At 66.6% G+C, this 15549-nt stretch carries 16 protein-coding genes and 1 other RNA gene; 4 read left to right on the top strand and 13 right to left on the bottom strand.

The window, feature by feature from the left end:
• The first annotated feature begins 123 nt into the window (after positions 1-123).
• The 3 genes from LRS03_RS00765 (at position 124) to LRS03_RS00755 (ending at position 2355) form a co-directional block, all read left to right on the top strand.
• Positions 124-690: a ferritin-like domain-containing protein gene (locus LRS03_RS00765; RefSeq protein ID WP_257823406.1), complete on the top strand. Its 567-nt coding sequence runs from the start codon at positions 124-126 to the stop codon at positions 688-690.
• 74 nt (positions 691-764) lie between these two features.
• A complete protein-coding gene (locus LRS03_RS00760) occupies positions 765-1079 on the top strand; it encodes a BON domain-containing protein (RefSeq protein WP_257823405.1) in 315 nt (104 codons plus the stop codon).
• Positions 1080-1140: 61 nt separating this feature from the next.
• Positions 1141-2355, top strand: a complete 1215-nt coding sequence (locus tag LRS03_RS00755; RefSeq protein WP_257823404.1) for an AI-2E family transporter — start codon at positions 1141-1143, stop codon at positions 2353-2355.
• Between the two features lie 3 nt (positions 2356-2358).
• On the opposite strand, the gene LRS03_RS00750 is transcribed toward LRS03_RS00755, so the two are convergent.
• The 10 genes from LRS03_RS00750 to LRS03_RS00705 all read right to left on the bottom strand — a co-directional run bounded on the left by LRS03_RS00750 (position 2359) and on the right by LRS03_RS00705 (position 11916).
• Entirely contained in the window at positions 2359-3465 is a 1107-nt protein-coding gene (locus tag LRS03_RS00750) for a sigma 54-interacting transcriptional regulator (RefSeq protein ID WP_257829346.1), read from the bottom strand.
• Positions 3432-3893 (bottom strand): response regulator, encoded by a 462-nt coding sequence (locus LRS03_RS26685; RefSeq protein ID WP_257823403.1) that lies wholly within the window; start codon positions 3891-3893, stop codon positions 3432-3434. The genes LRS03_RS00750 and LRS03_RS26685 overlap by 34 nt, the downstream gene beginning before the upstream one ends.
• Positions 3894-3931: 38 nt before the next feature.
• On the bottom strand, positions 3932-5005 hold the full coding sequence (glnL, locus tag LRS03_RS00740) for a nitrogen regulation protein NR(II) (protein WP_257829344.1): 1074 nt from the start codon (positions 5003-5005) through the stop codon (positions 3932-3934).
• Between the two features lie 32 nt (positions 5006-5037).
• Positions 5038-5571 carry a hypothetical protein gene (locus tag LRS03_RS00735; protein WP_257823402.1) on the bottom strand — a complete coding sequence of 178 codons (534 nt, stop codon included), beginning with the start codon at positions 5569-5571 and terminating at the stop codon, positions 5038-5040.
• 146 nt (positions 5572-5717) lie between these two features.
• On the bottom strand, positions 5718-7133 hold the full coding sequence (gene glnA / locus LRS03_RS00730; RefSeq protein WP_257823401.1) for a type I glutamate--ammonia ligase: 1416 nt from the start codon (positions 7131-7133) through the stop codon (positions 5718-5720).
• A 261-nt stretch (positions 7134-7394) separates the two neighbouring features.
• Positions 7395-8267, bottom strand: a complete 873-nt coding sequence (locus tag LRS03_RS00725) for an EI24 domain-containing protein (RefSeq protein WP_257823400.1) — start codon at positions 8265-8267, stop codon at positions 7395-7397.
• Between the two features lie 25 nt (positions 8268-8292).
• A complete protein-coding gene (locus LRS03_RS00720; protein WP_257823399.1) occupies positions 8293-9282 on the bottom strand; it encodes a sterol desaturase family protein in 990 nt (329 codons plus the stop codon).
• A 7-nt stretch (positions 9283-9289) separates the two neighbouring features.
• On the bottom strand, positions 9290-10060 hold the full coding sequence (locus tag LRS03_RS00715; protein ID WP_257823398.1) for a polysaccharide deacetylase family protein: 771 nt from the start codon (positions 10058-10060) through the stop codon (positions 9290-9292).
• Entirely contained in the window at positions 10044-11024 is a 981-nt protein-coding gene (locus LRS03_RS00710; protein WP_374685083.1) for a YncE family protein, read from the bottom strand. Before LRS03_RS00710 ends, LRS03_RS00715 begins: the two co-directional genes overlap by 17 nt.
• Before the next feature lie 79 nt (positions 11025-11103).
• The gene (locus tag LRS03_RS00705; RefSeq protein WP_374684970.1) at positions 11104-11916 is read right to left on the bottom strand and encodes a TIGR00266 family protein; all 813 of its coding nucleotides are present in this window, start codon (positions 11914-11916) and stop codon (positions 11104-11106) included.
• A 92-nt stretch (positions 11917-12008) separates the two neighbouring features.
• Between LRS03_RS00705 and LRS03_RS00700 the strand changes: the two genes are divergently transcribed.
• Positions 12009-13679, top strand: a complete 1671-nt coding sequence (locus LRS03_RS00700) for a Na/Pi cotransporter family protein (protein ID WP_257823397.1) — start codon at positions 12009-12011, stop codon at positions 13677-13679.
• A 62-nt stretch (positions 13680-13741) separates the two neighbouring features.
• On the opposite strand, the gene ssrA is transcribed toward LRS03_RS00700, so the two are convergent.
• The 3 genes from ssrA to ubiG all read right to left on the bottom strand — a co-directional run bounded on the left by ssrA (position 13742) and on the right by ubiG (position 15505).
• Positions 13742-14114, bottom strand: a transfer-messenger RNA (tmRNA) gene (gene ssrA / locus LRS03_RS00695).
• A gap of 15 nt (positions 14115-14129) precedes the next feature.
• Positions 14130-14804 (bottom strand): phosphoglycolate phosphatase, encoded by a 675-nt coding sequence (gene gph / locus LRS03_RS00690; protein ID WP_257829337.1) that lies wholly within the window; start codon positions 14802-14804, stop codon positions 14130-14132.
• Positions 14804-15505 (bottom strand): bifunctional 2-polyprenyl-6-hydroxyphenol methylase/3-demethylubiquinol 3-O-methyltransferase UbiG, encoded by a 702-nt coding sequence (gene ubiG, locus LRS03_RS00685; protein ID WP_257823396.1) that lies wholly within the window; start codon positions 15503-15505, stop codon positions 14804-14806. The genes gph and ubiG overlap by 1 nt, the downstream gene beginning before the upstream one ends.
• Positions 15506-15549 lie beyond the last annotated feature (44 nt).

The raw sequence follows: 15549 nt of genomic DNA, 5'->3' as shown, positions 1-15549 counted from the left end.
CTTGCGGGCTCCGACAGCGGCCCGCGGTGCCGTCCTACAGCACCAGGGCCGGGGCGCCGATGGTGTCCGCTCAGATGGCTTTCTAGAGTTCAGGCATTGCCCAGCCATCCCCACGAGGACTGCATGTTCACCTCACAAGACCAGAAAACCCAGACTGCGCCCAACGCCGAGTACGCCCCGCTGGTGCTCGACGAAGCCGGCCTCGAAGCCGCGCGCAAGAGCCTCGACCAAGGCGCCATCACCCCGGCCTACGGCCCCTGGCGCGAAGACATCATCAAGTTGCTCAACGACTCGCTCGCCACCGAACTCGTGTGCGTGATGCGCTACAAGCGCCACTACTACACCGCGGTGGGCCTGGACTCGCCGGCCGTGGCCGACGAGTTCCTGGTTCACGCGAATGAAGAATCGGCCCACGCCGACAAGCTCGCGCAGCGCATCGTGCAGCTGGGCGGGAAGCCCGATTTCCGCCCCGACTCGCTGATGCAGCGCAGCCACGCCGACTACGACGAGTCGCTGGAGCTGCAGGACATGATCCGCGCCAACCTCGTCGCCGAGCGCGTGGCCATCGAGGCCTACACGCAGATCATCAAGCTGATCGGCGACAAGGACAGCACCACGCGCCGCATCCTCGAGGAGATCCTCGCCGACGAGCAGGAGCATGCCGACGAGCTGTCGGACTGGCTCGCCTGAGCGCCCCACGTTTCCGCCCCAGGGTGGTGGGTTCGAAGAACCACCCGCATGTCCAACACGATAGGAGCTACACCATGATGATCCGCACCACCCTCGCCGCCGCGATGACGGCCGTTGCCCTGCTGGCGACCGCCGGCTGCGCCGTGACCCGCAAGCAGGAGACCGTCGGCCAGTACGTCGACGACGCCGCCATCACCACCGCCGTGAAGGCCCGTTTCGTCGACAACAAGGAAGTCGACGCCACGTCCATCAAGGTCGAGACGCTCAAGGGCACGGTGATGCTGTCGGGCTTCGCGAAGAACGCGACCGAGAAGTCCACGGCCGAGAACCTGGCCTGGAAGGTCGACGGCGTGAAGGCCGTGAAGAACGAGATCGCCGTCCGTCCCTGAACGAAGGCGCCCATCGCTGCCCCGGGTTCACTGAACGCCGGGGCTTTTTTTCGCATACCCGATGCAGACCGACGACGAAGACGACGACGATCACCCGCTGCCGCGCCGCACGCACAAGCCGCGCGTGCGCTCGAGTGCGGCGACCAACCTGCTGGCGGCCATCGCCGTGGTGGCAGTGCTGTGGTGGGGGCAGCGCTTCCTGATCCCGCTGACGGCGGGGCTGATGCTCGTGATGCTGGTGGTGCCGTTGTCGGTGACGCTGGAGCGCTGGCTGCGCAGCCGCGCACTCGCCACGCTCATCACGCTCGCGGTGGTGATGGGCACGCTGGTCGCCGGGGGCATGATCTTCGGCGGGCAGCTGGTGCGGGTGGCCGAACGCACCCCCGAGATGATCAGCATGGCCGCGGTCAAACTGGCCGAGCGCGACCCTGGCGCCGAGTCGGTGGTCTCGCGGGCGCGCATCGCGCTTCAGGAGCTTGATCGCGCCACCGAGCGGGTGATGTCGGGCAAGCCGCCTCGACCCACGCGGCGGGTCGTCGCGGCGGCGGCCGCGGCTGCGGCGGCATCGGCCCCCAACACCATCACCGCCGGCGCCACGGTGGCGCTGCGCGAAGGTGCGGTCACCGGGTCGAGCGCGCTGCTTGAATTCGCCGCCAACCTGAGCATCGTCTTCCTCGTGGCCTTCTTCGTGCTCATCGGCGGCAAGCCGCTCACGGAGCGCTTCCTGGGCCTGTGGGGCGACCATCCGGAGGTGCAGGCGCGCGCCCAACGCGCACTGCTCGAATGTGCGCATCAGGTGCGCCTCTACCTCGGAGTGCTGGTGGTGACCAACGCGCTCATCGGCGCGGCCGTGTGGCTCGCCTTCTGGGCTGCCGGCCTGCCCGATGCCGGTGGCTGGGGCGTGACGGCCGGGCTGCTGCACGTCATCCCCTACCTCGGCATGGCGGTGCTCACGGGTCTTGGGGCCGCCGAAACCTTCCTCGCACACGGATCACTCGGCTCGGCCGCAGCGATGGCGGCGTTCATCATCGTGATGTCGACGCTGATCGGCACCATCGTGACCGCCTGGCTGCAGGGGCGCGCCGCGAAGATGAACCCGGCCGCGGTCTTCATCGGCCTGGTCTTCTGGGGCTCGATCTGGGGCCTGTGGGGACTCTTCCTCGGCCCGGCGCTGGTGGTGGTGATGAAGGTGATTGCCGCGCACACGCGGTCAGGACAGCGTGTGGCACACCTGATGGAAGAGGCACCGCCGTCACCCAGCAGCAGCGGCGCCTGAGCTTCAGTCGTCGAGACCGAGTTCCTGGATCTTTCTCGTGATCGTGTTGCGGCCGATGCCGAGCTTCTGCGCGGCCTCGATGCGGCGCCCGCGCGTGATCTCGAGCGCGGTGTGGATCAGCTGCGCCTCGAACTTGCGCGTGAGCGTGTCCCAGACCTCGGGCACGCCGGACTGCAGCATGGCGCGCGATTCGCGCTCCAGGTCGGAGAGCCAGTTGACGGTGGCTGCCGGCACTTCGGCCACCGGCATGGTGGGGATCGCCGGGGTGGGTGTCGTCCACGCCGGTGCCGCCGCGACCGGCAGGGCACCGGGCAGGTCGGCCCCCTCGATCACCGCGGCCGGGGCGGACGCCGGCGCCATCGGGCGCGGCGCCAACGGGTCGCCGCCGCCGAGCAGCTCGGGCGGCAGGTCCTTGGGCTCGATCACCTGGGCCGGGGCCATCACCGTGAGCCAGTGGCAGATGTTTTCAAGCTGGCGCACGTTGCCGGGGAAGTCGAACTGCATCAGGCGGTTGAGCGCCGCATCGGTGATGCGCTTGGCTTCGATACCGAGTTCCTTGGCGCTCTTTTGCAGGAAGAAGCGCGCCAGGGCCGGCACGTCTTCGCGGCGCTCGCGCAGCGCCGGCAGGCGCAGGCGAATGACGTTCAATCGGTGGAACAGGTCTTCGCGGAAGGCGCCGAGCTTGACGCGCTCTTCGAGGTTCTGGTGGGTCGCGGCGATCACGCGCACGTTGGCCTTGAGCGGGTTGTGTCCGCCGACGCGATAGAACTGGCCGTCGCTCAGCACCCGCAGCAGACGCGTCTGCAGGTCGAAGGGCATGTCACCGATTTCGTCGAGGAAGAGCGTGCCGCCGTCGGCCTGCTCGAAGCGGCCGCGGCGCGTGGTCTGCGCGCCGGTGAAGGCACCGCGCTCATGGCCGAAGAGTTCGGATTCGAGCAGGTCCTTCGGGATGGCGGCGGTGTTGATCGCGACAAACGGGCCGCTCGCACGCGGGCTGTGCTTGTGCAACGCATGGGCGACGAGTTCCTTGCCGGAGCCCGATTCGCCGGTGATGAGCACCGTGACCACGCTCTGGCTCAGGCGGCCGATGGCGCGGAAGACGTCCTGCATCGCTGGCGCCTGGCCGAGCATCTCGGGCATCTGCGCCACACGCTCGTCGCGCACCTCTTCGCGCATGCTCTCGTCGACCGCACGGCGGATGAGCTTTCCACCGCCTTGGGCACGTCGAAGGGCTTGGGAAGGTATTCGAAGGCGCCACCCTGGAAGGCGCTCACGGCGCTGTCGAGGTCGGAGTAGGCCGTCATGATGATGACGGGCAGGCCGGGCGCACGCTCCTTCACCTTGGTGAGCAGCTCGATGCCCGAGCCACCGGGCATGCGGATGTCGGACACCAGCACCTGCGGCTGGTCTTCTTCGAGTGCGGCGAGCACGTCGCGCGGGTTGGTGAAGCTTCGCACCGCGAGTTCTTCGCGCGCCAGCGCCTTCTCCAACACGAATCGGATGGATTGGTCGTCGTCAACGATCCAGATGGGTTTCATGCCCTGCCTGTTCTAGGAGCCGCTGACGAGGCGTGAAGCTACGGCAGCGGTATCACGATCTTGAAAAGGGTCTGACCCGGCTCGCTCGCACATTCGATCACGCCTTGGTGCTGTTGCACGAAGGTTTGCGCGAGTGTGAGCCCCAGACCCGACCCGCCATCGCGTCCCGATACCAGAGGGTAGAAGATGCGATCCCGGATCGACTCGGGGATGCCCGGGCCGTTGTCTTCAATATGCAATTCCAGTGCCAGTCGATAGCGTTGCTTGCCCAAGGTGACCTGGCGTGCGATGCGCGTGCGCAGCGTGATGCTGGCGTCGCCCTCGGCAATGCGATCGGTGAGCGCCTGGGCAGCGTTGTGGGCGATGTTGAGCACGGCCTGGATCAGTTGCTCGCGGTCGCCGCGGAATTCGGGGATGGAGGTGTCGTAGTCGCGCTTCACCGCGAGCCCGCGCGGGAATTCGGCCAGGATCAGCGCCCTCACCCGCTCGCATACCTCGTGGATGTTGACGTCGCTCACCACGTGCGGCTTGCGGTGGGGAGCGAGCAGCCGGTCGACCAGTGCCTGCAGGCGATCGGCCTCCTGGATGATGACCTGGGTGTATTCGGTCAGCGCCCGCGACTCGACCTCCATCTCGAGCAACTGCGCTGCGCCGCGGATGCCGCCGAGTGGGTTCTTGATCTCATGGGCGAGGTTGCGGATCAGCTCCTTGTTGGCCGCCGCCTGGCCGAGCGCCCGTTCCTCGCGGTCCTGCCGGGTCTGCTGTTCGATCTCGACCAGCTCGACAAGCACCTGGTCGCCTCGCTCCATCTGGTTGACGATCACGTGCACCGGCAGCGGGTCGCTGTGAAGCGCGGCCGGGCGGCGCAGCAGCGCCTCGAAGCGGCTGGTGGCGAAGTCGTTGCGGGCCACGGCGTCGACGGTGTCGCGCACGATCTGCGCGTCGACGAACCAGTCAAAGAGCGAGCCTCGCAGCACGCTGCGGCGAGACAGGCCCAGCACGTGCTCGAAGGCCGCATTGGCAAACAGGCAGCTGCCCTCGCGGTGCACGACGGCCACCATGGTGGCCAGTTGATCGAAGGCCTCGTAGGCCCGGGTCTGCGCCGGCGACAAGGCGGGCTGCTGTGCGGAGGAAGAAGCGGCGCTCACTGCTGTTTGGGCGAGGCGTCGGGCGACGGCTGCTTGGCCAGCTCGCGGCGCAGCGCCGCGACATCGCTTTCCTTGCGGGCGATGGTGGCCTTCATCTCGGCCACGCGGTCCAGGTACTTCTGGTAGTTGCGCTCGTCGCCACGGCGCTCGGGCTCGCCGTTGTTGAAGTCCTTGCGCAGATTGGCGAGCTGCTCTTCTTCCTTGCGCAGCTCGGCCTCGAGGATGCGGCGAGCGTCGGAATCGCGGTTGCGCTGCTCGGCGGCGTCGACCCGCTCGCGGTTGGGCGCGGGTGGCACCGGCGCGCCGGCGGTCGCACGCGGCTTGGGCGACTGGATCACGGTGATGGGCGCGCCTTCGAGCGTGCGGCAGCCCTTGTCGCGCGCCTCCTTGGCCGAGAGGCTGTCGGTGTAGAGCACCGGGTTGCCGGGGCAGCGATAGACGGGCTTGTCACCCTGTTGCTGCGCCCATGCCGGCGCCGCCACGACGGCCGCCAGCACGGAAAGAGAAAGCCTGAGACGCGTTGATGTCATGTATTACCTCTGCCCCGGTAACGCCGGAGCCGACGCACCGGGTGACAGGGCTAGCCCGGCGATTGTGGCCGATTGCCGCTCTCGCACGCCAAAGAAAAAGGGACGGCAACTGCCGTCCCTTTTCGAGCACTCGGAACCGGAGAGGTTCAGAGGCTGTAGTACATGTCGAACTCGACCGGGTGCGTGGCCATGCGGAAGCGGGTCACTTCCTGCATCTTCAGCTCGATGTAAGCGTCGATGTAGGCATCGGTGAACACGCCGCCCTTGGTCAGGAAGGCACGGTCCTTGTCGAGGTACTCCAGCGCCTGGTCGAGGCTGTGGCAGACGGTCGGCACCTTCGCGTCTTCTTCCGGCGGGAGGTGGTAGAGGTCCTTGGTCGCAGCTTCGCCCGGGTGAATCTTGTTTTCCACGCCGTCGAGGCCGGCCATCAGCAGCGCCGAGAAGCCGAGGTACGGGTTGCACAGGGGATCCGGGAAACGCGCTTCGATGCGGCGGCCCTTGGGGTTCGACACATACGGAATGCGGATCGAGGCCGAGCGGTTCTTGGCCGAGTAGGCCAGCTTCACCGGGGCTTCGAAGCCAGGCACCAGGCGCTTGTACGAGTTGGTGCCGGGGTTCGTGATGGCGTTCAGCGCGCGAGCGTGCTTGATGATGCCGCCGATGTAGAACAGCGCGAATTCGGAGAGGCCGGCGTAGCCTTCACCTGCGAACAGGTTCTTGCCGTCCTTCCAGACCGACTGGTGCACGTGCATGCCCGAGCCGTTGTCGCCGACGATGGGCTTGGGCATGAAGGTCGCGGTCTTGCCATAGGCGTGGGCGACGTTCTGGATCACGTACTTCTGGAGTTGCAGCCAGTCGGCGCGCTGGACCAGCGAGCTGAACTTGGTGCCGATTTCCATCTGGCCGGCGTTGGCCACTTCGTGGTGATGCACTTCGACCGGAATGCCCAGCGATTCGAGGATCAGGCACATCTCGGAGCGCAGGTCCTGGCCGCTGTCGACCGGCGGCGTCGGGAAGTAGCCGCCCTTGACGGTGGGGCGATAGCCGGAGTTGCCGTGCTCGTATTCCTTGCCGGTGTTCCAGGCGGCTTCCTCGGACTCGATCTTCGAGAAGCAGCCCGACATGTCGACGCCCCAGCGCACGCTGTCGAAGATGAAGAACTCGGGTTCCGGGCCGAAGAAGGCGGTGTCGCCGATGCCCGACGACTTGAGGTAGGCCTCGGCGCGCTTGGCCAGCGAACGCGGGTCGCGCTCATAGGGCTTGCCGTCGGTCGGCTCGATCACGTCGCAGGTGAGGATCAGGGTCGACTCTTCGAAGAAGGGGTCGATGTTGGCCGTGTTGGCGTCCGGCATCAGCAGCATGTCGGAGGCTTCGATGCCCTTCCAGCCGGCGATCGACGAGCCGTCGAAGGCGTGGCCCGACGTGAACTTGTCTTCATCAAAGTGAGACACGGGCACGGAAACGTGCTGCTCTTTGCCGCGGGTGTCGGTGAAACGGAAGTCGACGAACTTGACTTCGTTCTCCTTCACCATCTTCATCACGTCGGCGACGGTCTTGGCCATCAGGGGACTCCTAGCGAGGTGCTGTGTGGGGTTGGAATTGGGTGGGAAATGCTGGCAGATCGAGCGCGGACCGGCCCCGAAAAGCGCACAGGAATGTAGCAGAAAGCATGCCCGGCACCCCTCAGACAGAGGTGATCAACACGGGGCGGCGCAGCGCGGTTCCAGGCGCAAGAAGCACTTGGTGCACAGCTTTCCGGAGGCTTCGCGTGCGCACCATACTGGGGCACATGATTGCACCAATTTGGACAATCCTCGAGCGGACTAACGCACCACTCTGGGGTCCGGTTCCACAGTGTCGGGCGATGCGGCCAGGGCCGCCACCGCAAGCGCCGCCTCGCCCTCTGCCTGCCGGTGCGCCGCCAACGCCGCCAGGAGGTAGTGCGCGAACCACAACGCCGAAAACGCAAACACCAGCGTGTAGACCCAGATGGCCACCGGCACCAGCACGGGCGCGAAAGCCACGAACATCACGCCCGACACCCACAGCAGCGACGGCGCCGCCCCCAGGTAGCCGGCCAACACGCCCATCACGATGAGCACCAGCCGGTGCCGCCGCACCAGGGTCTGGCGCTCTTCCTTCGTGGCATGGTCGGCCAGCATGTCGTAGCTCATCACCCGGTAGGTGAGCCAGCCCCAGATCAGCGGCGGCACGACCAGCGCCACCGGCGGCACCAGCCAGAACGGGATCGACACCAGCATCGCCAACGCCGCGATCACCGTGGCGCTCACCGTCACGAAAAGGCTGCCGGCGAACGAGCCGCCGCGCCGCGCCTCCAGCGCGGGGAAACGCCGCCGCGCGACGAGCTTCAACATGAACGGCGCCATCAGCACCGCCACCGCGAGCAGGGAGACAAAGACGATCACCGGCGTGGCCAGGAACACCACCACCAGTGGCGCCAGCACCGACTTGAGGCCGAGCAGGCCAATCTTTTCGAGCCACTTGAAGAGCACGTCGAGCAATTCCCACGACTCGAAGGTGGCGCGCACCGCGTCGATGGCGGGCTCCCAGTAGGCTTGCGCCAGCAGGTACGCCAAGCCGCAGGTCAACACCAGCGGCGCCAGCGACAGCCCGATGACGAGCGGATGGAGGCAATAAGCGGCGGCACGCCACGCGGCATCGACGACGGATCTCATGGCAAGAACAGGCATGTGGTGCGCCCTATCGCCGCCCGACCATCCGGCACAGCCCCAGCCACTGCTGGGCCCAGAAGCCGCGGCCGTAGTCGCGCCCGCCCTCCTCGGGCAACTGGTCGCGTATGCCGGTCGGGTCGTAGCGCAGGTTGAAGTCAGCGGTGCGGAAGAGCACGTCCCACACCGGAAAGAGCACGGCGAAGTTGTGGCCGCCGAGCGTGCCGCGCCCGGCCGATTCATGGCCGAGGCCGATGCTGTGGTGCAGACGGTGGAACCGCGGGCTCACCAGCACGCGCTCGAACACCGGGCCGAACCACAGCCTGACGTTCGCATGCGACAGGCTCTCGATCAGCTGGGTGCAGGCCACCACCGCGACGAACTGGCCGGGTGCGATGCCGATCAGCCGCGCCGCAATCACGAGGATGCTGTCGCGCAGGATGTCGTCGAGCAGGTGGTTGCGGTTGTCGCTCCACATCGTCATCTGGCGCTGGCTGTGGTGAAGCGAATGCAGGCCCCACCACCAGCCGACGGTGTGCTGCGCACGGTGCAGCCAGTAGTCGATGAAGTCGAGCACCACCAGGTAGGCGAGGAACGCGAACCAGGCCGTGTCGGTGAACCCCGGCCACAGCGGCGCCAGCGCCTGGTCGAGCTGCCAGCTCGAGATGCCGTGCAGGCTCAAGGTGCCGAAGAGCAGGTCCCACAGCGGGTCGATCGAGAAGAAGAGGGCCAGGCGGAAGATCCCCAGGCGATGCAGCAGCGTGTACAGCACGTCGACCCTCACCGCGCGGCGGTCGATCACCGGCTCCACCGGCCGCCAGCGCTCCAGCGCACGGAACGCGACGAGCATCACGACAAGCTGCAGCAGCCCCACGAGCAGCCACCCTGTGGCGGCATAGCCGTCTTCGAGCATGTTGCCGAGGCCGAGCGCGAAGGCCAGCGGCTGGACCACCGCCTCGTAGACGGTTTCCTGCGCGTGGTGGAACGCATCGGTGAAGACTTGGAGCGCCTGGTCGATCATGGAAGGCTCAACGCGCGACGGCCACGGCACGGTAGACAGGGTGTTCCGCGAGGGTCGTGAAGCAATACCCCTTGGCCTTGAGCCCCTGGATCAGCGGCTCCAGCACGGCCGGCGCCCATGGGTCCTGCCGCGACCAGATGCCTAGGTGCGCCACGAGGATGTCGCCGCTGCGCACGTCGCGCAAGGCGCGGGCCAGCAGGTTGGCGTTGGGGTAGCGGTCGCTCGGCAGCTCGTCGCCAAGGAAGCCGGCCGGGCTCCAGCCGACGTGCGTCCAGCCGCAGGCCTTGGCAGCGGCAAGCAAGGCCGGCGAGGTCTTCCCTCCGGCAGCACGGAAGAGCTTCGGCATCGCCTGCCCGGTGATCGCCCGGAAGCGATCGGCCGGCCGCTGAAGCTCCGCGCAGTACTGCGCCGGGGTCCAGTTCTGGATCTGCCCGGCTCGCGGCCCGGCGCTTGCGCGCACGCGAAATCCGTTCGCGGTGTCGGCCAGCCAATAAACGTGGTCGAAGGTGTGCGAGCCGAAGAGGTGCCCTTCGGCGGCCCGCGCCTTCCACCACGGCGCCCAGTGGTCGTCGAGGCTCGTCCCGCCGGTGAGCGTCTTTTCGTCGGCGAGGAAGAACGTGGCCTTCACGCCCTCGCGCGCCAGCACCTCGGCCACCAGCGGTGCCACGCCCATGTGGCCGGTGTCGAAGGTGAGGTACAGCGGTTTGTCGCAGGCAGCATGCGCCGCCAACGTGACGCTTGAGAGCGCTGCCGCGAGCAGGCTAACGGCGCGGCGCATGATCGAGCGTCCACACGCCATGCGGCGAGCGGCCGACCGCGACCTGGCGCACCACCTGCTTCTTCTCGATGTCGATGAAGCTCAGCTTGCGCGCCCAGCGCGAGGTGACCATCAGCGTCTTGCCGTCGGCCAGGAGGTCCATGCAATCAGGTCCGCCCGGGCCGGGCAGCTGGGCCACCACCGACAAGCTCTGGATGTCGACCATGCTGATGGTGTTGGCGACCCGGTTGCTGACGAACACGTGCCGCCCATCGCCGCGCGAGCGGAATGCATGCGCCCCCGCACCGGTCTGGATGCGCTTGACGAGCTTGGGGGCCGGCTGCGTGACGTCGTAGACCTCGACGAACTCGTCGCCGGTCAGCCCCACCATCAGCAGCCGGTCGTCGGGCGTCAGGTACACGTCGGCGGGCAACTTGCCGATGGAGATCTTCCAGCGCGGCTTCTGCGTGGCGATGTCGATGGCCATCAGCTCGTCGCTGTCCTGCATCGACGCATAGATGGTGGTGCTCTTGCTGTCGATCGACAGGTGGCTCGGGGTGCGGGTGGCGCGCACGCGGCCGGCGAGCTTCAGCGGTGCCGCAGTGTCTTGCGGCTCCCAGCGGTAGATGTCGACGTGGTCGAGCCGGTTGGCCGCCGTCACGAACCACTTCATGTCGGGCGAGAAGCGCAGGTGGTACGGATCGATGATCTTGGTGATGGTGCGCTGCACCTCGCCCGTCTTCGGGTCGATCAGCGTGAGCGAGTCGCTCAAGGCGTTGGCCACGATGAGCGACTTCTCGTCCGGCGTGAGGTAGAGGTGGTGCGGCTCCTTGCCCGTCGGGATGCGCTTCGTCTCGGTGAAGCTCGTCGGGTCGATGACGCTGATCGACGCGTCGAGCGAGTTGAGCACGAAGATCGGCGCCTTGTCGGCCGCGGCTGCCGAAGAACACCAGAGCGCGGCCAGCAAGGCCAGAAGAACAGACAACAGATTCAAGGCAGGCCCCAGCGGGAGAAGGCGGCCAGTGTAGGTGGGCGCCCGGACGAGGGCGCCACCCGCACGCAACTTACTCGTCGTCGCCGCCGAGGATGCCCCCGAGGACGCCGCCGGCACCGAAGCCGCCGAGCATCGAGCCTTCTTCGCGGCTGCCGCCGCGCTGCGGCGCCGCCGCGAACACGCGCGAGGCCAGTCGCGAGAACGGCAGGCTCTGCAGCCACACCGTGCCGGGGCCCGTGACCTTGGCGAAGAAGAGGCCTTCACCACCGAAAAGCGCGGTCTTGATCTTGCCGACGTACTGCACTTCGAAGTTGACGTTGGGCGTGAGCGCCACCAGGCAGCCGGTGTCGACGAAGAGCGTCTGCCCGGGCTTCAGCTCACGGCGCACCACGGTGCCGCCGGCATGCACGAAGGCCAGGCCATCGCCTTCCAGCTTTTGCATGATGAAGCCTTCGCCGCCGAAGAAGCCGGTGGAGATCTTCTGCTGGAAATGGATGCCCAGCGACACGCCCTTGGCCGCGCAGAGGAAGGCATCCTTCTGGCAGATCAGCATGCCGCCGAGCTGCTTCAGGTCCATCGGCAGGATCTTGCCGGGGTACGGCGCGGCGAAGCCGATGCGCAGCTTGCTCTGGCCCTGGTTGGTGTAGACGGTCGTGAAGAGCGACTCGCCGGTGATCAGCCGCTTGCCGGCGCCGAGCAGCTTGCCGAAGATGCCGCCCTGGCTTTGCGAGCCGTCGCCGAAGACGGTGTCCATGCTGATGCCGGCGTCCATGAACATCATGCTGCCGGCCTCGCCCACGGCAGCTTCGCCGGGGTCGAGTTCGACCTCCACGAACTGCATCTCGCTGCCCTTGATTTCGTAGTCCACCACGTCCATTGCCACGGCCATTACTCCAACGTTAGATCCAACAGTAGGTCCAAAAGGAGCCGGCATTTTGAGCCATTTCCGTGAAGTCCCGGCGATAGACTGGGGCCATGCAACACCTGCTGAACCTTCTCGCGGCGATCGCCCTGCTGGTGTGGGGCACGCACATCGTGCGCACCGGCATGCTGCGGGTCTTCGGCGAAAACCTGCGCCAGATCCTGTCGCGTAGTTTCAGCAACCGCCTCACCGCCGCGGCGGCTGGCCTCGGGGTCACGAGCGTCGTCCAGTCGAGCACTGCCACCTGCCTGATCGTCGCCTCGTTCGTCGGCAAGGGCCTTGTCACGACCGGCCCCGCGCTGGCCGTGATGCTGGGGGCCGACGTGGGCACGAGCCTGATGGCGGTCGTCTTCTCGTTCGACCTGTCGTGGCTGTCGCCGCTGCTCATCTTCGTGGGCGTGGTGCTCTTCATCTCGCGGCAGACGAGTGGGGCCGGGCGCATCGGGCGGGTGCTGATCGGCCTCGGGCTCATCACGCTCGCGCTACAGCTCATCGTGGCCGCCACCCGGCCGCTCACCGAAGCGCCGGCGGTGCGGGCGCTTCTGGTGTCGCTGCCGAACGAGGTCATGCTCAACATCGTGGTCGGTGCCGCACTCACGGTGCTGTCGTATTCGAGCCTCGCGATCGTGCTGCTCACCGCCACGCTGGCGGCCTCGGGCCTGCTGACCACACCCGTCGCGCTCGGGTTGGTGCTGGGTGCCAACTTGGGGAGCGGCTTCCTCGCGCTCATCGCCACCGGCAATGCCGCCCAGCAGGTGCGCCGGCTGCCCTTGGGCAACCTCATCTTCAAGATCGTGGGCGTGCTGCTGGCGATCCCGCTGATGGGGCAGATCCATGTGCTGCTGCAGCAGCTTGCACCCAACGTGCACGACCAGGTGGTGTTCTTCCACCTGGGCTTCAACCTCATGCTCGCCCTCACCTTCATCAGCTTCACCGGGCTCGTCGGGCGGACGGTCGACCGCTGGCTCGTGGAGAAAAGCGGCCCGGCCGGCAACACGCGGCCACGCCACCTCGACCCCGTGGCGCTCGCCACGCCCTCGCTGGCCATCAGCTGCGCGGCGCGCGAAGCCTTGCACCAGGCCGATGTGGTCGAGACCATGCTGCGCGGCGTGCTGCCGGTCATTCGCAACAACGACCTCGACCTGGCGCAGCAGCTGCGCCAGCTGGACGACACTGTCGACGGTTTCTACTCCGCGATCAAGTTCTACCTGACGCAGATCTCGCACGAAGCGTTGTCGGAGCGGGAAAGTCGCCGCTGGACCGACATCGTCTCCTTCACCATCAACATGGAGCAGATCGGCGACATCATCGAGCGCGTGCTGCAAGACGTGGAAGACAAGAAGGTGCGCAAGAACCGCAGCTTCTCCGATGCGGGCATGGCCGAGATCGTGCACCTGCATGAGCGCCTGCTCGCCAACCTGCGCCTGGCGATGAGCGTCTTTCTCGACGGTCACGTGCGCGATGCGCGCAAGCTGCTCGAAGAGAAAGCGCGCTTCCGCGACCTGGAGCACGAGTACGCCGCCGCGCACATCACCCGACTGCAGGACAACACCGCCCAAAGCATCGAGACGAGTTCGCTGCACCTCGACCTCATCAGCGACTTGAAGCGCATCAACTCCCACATTTGCTCGATCGCCTACCCGATCCTGGAATCGGCCGGTGCGCTGTCGAAGACGCGCATCCGCGAGTCGCGCCTGTCGGCCATGCCCGACGACGCGGGCTGAGCGCGCAAGCCGCTGTACAAAGCAAAACGCCACCGAGGTCATCGGTGGCGTTCGCTTCGATTTGGTGGAGCCGGCGGGAATCGAACCCGCGTCCGCAAGCCATTGCCGGACAGTTCTACATGCGTAGCTGTCTGATTTGGGTTTTAAGGGCGCAGGTCGCGCAGCAGCACGCTACCTGAACCCCGAGTCACTTGATTTAGCCCTGGGTCGAGTGACCCGACTCAGAGCGAGCCAATGTGAATGACTTCGCAGCCTTCGGGTTGCCCCTCAGACCCGGCCCATCGGCCAACCGTTGCGAAGCTCACCGGTATTAAGCGGCGAGTGCGTACGTTTCGTCGTTCGCAGTTACTTTGTTTCCAGATGGATTTACGAGGGGACTGGTCCTCGGCATGCCCTGCGCCAACTCCGTACCCGCGTCGAAACCAGGTCGGCCCCAGAGAATTGGTTAGTTTAGGTCAAGCCCAACAAGTTCAAGAGCTCGCCCGGACTTTCGATCACGTGGTCGGCACCCCATGCCGTGATCGGATCGCCTTGGCCGAGGTAACCCCAGGCCGCCGCCACCGTCGCCATGCCGGCGGCCTGGCCGGCCTGGACGTCGCGCAGGTCGTCACCCACATAGACACATGCCCCGGGCGCAATGCCCATGCGGCGGGCCGCCTCCAGCAGCGGGGCCGGGTGCGGCTTGGAATGCGGCGTGGTGTCGCCCCCGACCACGGCAGCCGCGTGATCATGCAGCGACAAGCTGCGCACCAGCGGCAAGGTGAAGCGCTCGGCCTTGTTGGTGACGATGGCCCACGGCACCTCGTTCGCCCGCAAGGAGGCCAGCACTGGCACCATGGTGTCGAAGACACGCGTCTCCTGGGTCATGCGTGCTTCGTAGCGGCTGAGGAATTCATCGCGAAGCGCGAGGAACGCGTCGTCGGCCGGCGTGACCTGCAGCGCGATGCCCAGCATGCCGCGCGCCCCCGCCCCCACCATCGGGCGGAAGGCCTCGTAGGCCAGCGGTGGCAAGCCGCGCGCCTTGCGCATGTCATTGCCCGCGCCGGCGAGATCGGGCGCGCTGTCGATCAAGGTGCCGTCGAGGTCGAACAGCACTGCCTGAATCCTCTCACGCAGACCCGCCATCACGCCGGCTTCGTGCACGCGAAGAGGTAATTCACGCTGACGTCAGCCGAGAGCGAGTAGCGGCGGGTCAGCGGGTTGTATTCCATGCCTCGCGTCTGCCCCAGCGAAAGGCCTGCATCGCGGCACCACTGCGCCAGCTCGCTTGGCCGGATGAAGCGGGCGTACTCGTGCGTGCCGCGTGGTAACAGCTTGAGCATGTATTCGGCGCCGACGATCGCGAAGAGGAAAGACTTGGGGTTGCGGTTGATCGTCGAGAAGAAGACCGACCCGCCGGGCTTGACGAGCGCGGCACAGGCACGCACCACCGAGAACGGGTCAGGCACATGCTCGAGCATCTCCATGCAGGTGACGGTATCGAACTGTCCCGGCTTCTCTTCGGCCAGTGCCTCGACCGCCACTTCGCGGTACTCGATCGACGGCGTGCCGGCTTCCGCGGCGTGCAGCTGCGCCACCTTCAACGCCTTGCTGGCGAGGTCGATGCCCAGGACCTGAGCGCCCTTGCGCGCCATCGAATCCGCGAGGATGCCGCCGCCGCACCCAACATCCACCACACGCCGCCCTGCCAATGGGGCAAGGCCATTGATCCATTCAAGTCGAAGTGGATTGATTTCATGAAGCGGGCGAAATTCGCTATCCGGGTCCCACCAGCGATGGGCCAGTTCACTGAATTTGCTCAGTTCCTGCGGATCGGCATTGATCATTTTGAAAATGGTAAATAAAAAAACCCCGCCGAGGCGGGGTTTTC

The organism is Rhizobacter sp. J219, from assembly GCF_024700055.1.
Classification (GTDB): Bacteria; Pseudomonadota; Gammaproteobacteria; order Burkholderiales; family Burkholderiaceae_C; genus Rhizobacter.
Note: the sequence above shows the minus strand (reverse complement) of the source record. Positions and strands in the feature narration are given on the sequence as shown.

Coding starts and splice junctions, on each gene's coding strand:
- LRS03_RS00700 (WP_257823397.1), top strand. CDS start 12,009: ATGCAACACCTGCTGAACCTTCTCGCGGCGATCGCCCTGCTGGTGTGG.
- LRS03_RS00760 (WP_257823405.1), top strand. CDS start 765: ATGATGATCCGCACCACCCTCGCCGCCGCGATGACGGCCGTTGCCCTG.
- LRS03_RS00725 (WP_257823400.1), bottom strand. CDS start 8,267: ATGAGATCCGTCGTCGATGCCGCGTGGCGTGCCGCCGCTTATTGCCTC.
- gph (WP_257829337.1), bottom strand. CDS start 14,804: ATGGCGGGTCTGCGTGAGAGGATTCAGGCAGTGCTGTTCGACCTCGAC.
- LRS03_RS00750 (WP_257829346.1), bottom strand. CDS start 3,465: ATGCAGGACGTCTTCCGCGCCATCGGCCGCCTGAGCCAGAGCGTGGTC.
- LRS03_RS00765 (WP_257823406.1), top strand. CDS start 124: ATGTTCACCTCACAAGACCAGAAAACCCAGACTGCGCCCAACGCCGAG.
- LRS03_RS00755 (WP_257823404.1), top strand. CDS start 1,141: ATGCAGACCGACGACGAAGACGACGACGATCACCCGCTGCCGCGCCGC.
- glnA (WP_257823401.1), bottom strand. CDS start 7,133: ATGGCCAAGACCGTCGCCGACGTGATGAAGATGGTGAAGGAGAACGAA.
- LRS03_RS00735 (WP_257823402.1), bottom strand. CDS start 5,571: ATGACATCAACGCGTCTCAGGCTTTCTCTTTCCGTGCTGGCGGCCGTC.
- ubiG (WP_257823396.1), bottom strand. CDS start 15,505: ATGATCAATGCCGATCCGCAGGAACTGAGCAAATTCAGTGAACTGGCC.
- LRS03_RS00715 (WP_257823398.1), bottom strand. CDS start 10,060: ATGCGCCGCGCCGTTAGCCTGCTCGCGGCAGCGCTCTCAAGCGTCACG.
- LRS03_RS26685 (WP_257823403.1), bottom strand. CDS start 3,893: ATGAAACCCATCTGGATCGTTGACGACGACCAATCCATCCGATTCGTG.
- LRS03_RS00720 (WP_257823399.1), bottom strand. CDS start 9,282: ATGATCGACCAGGCGCTCCAAGTCTTCACCGATGCGTTCCACCACGCG.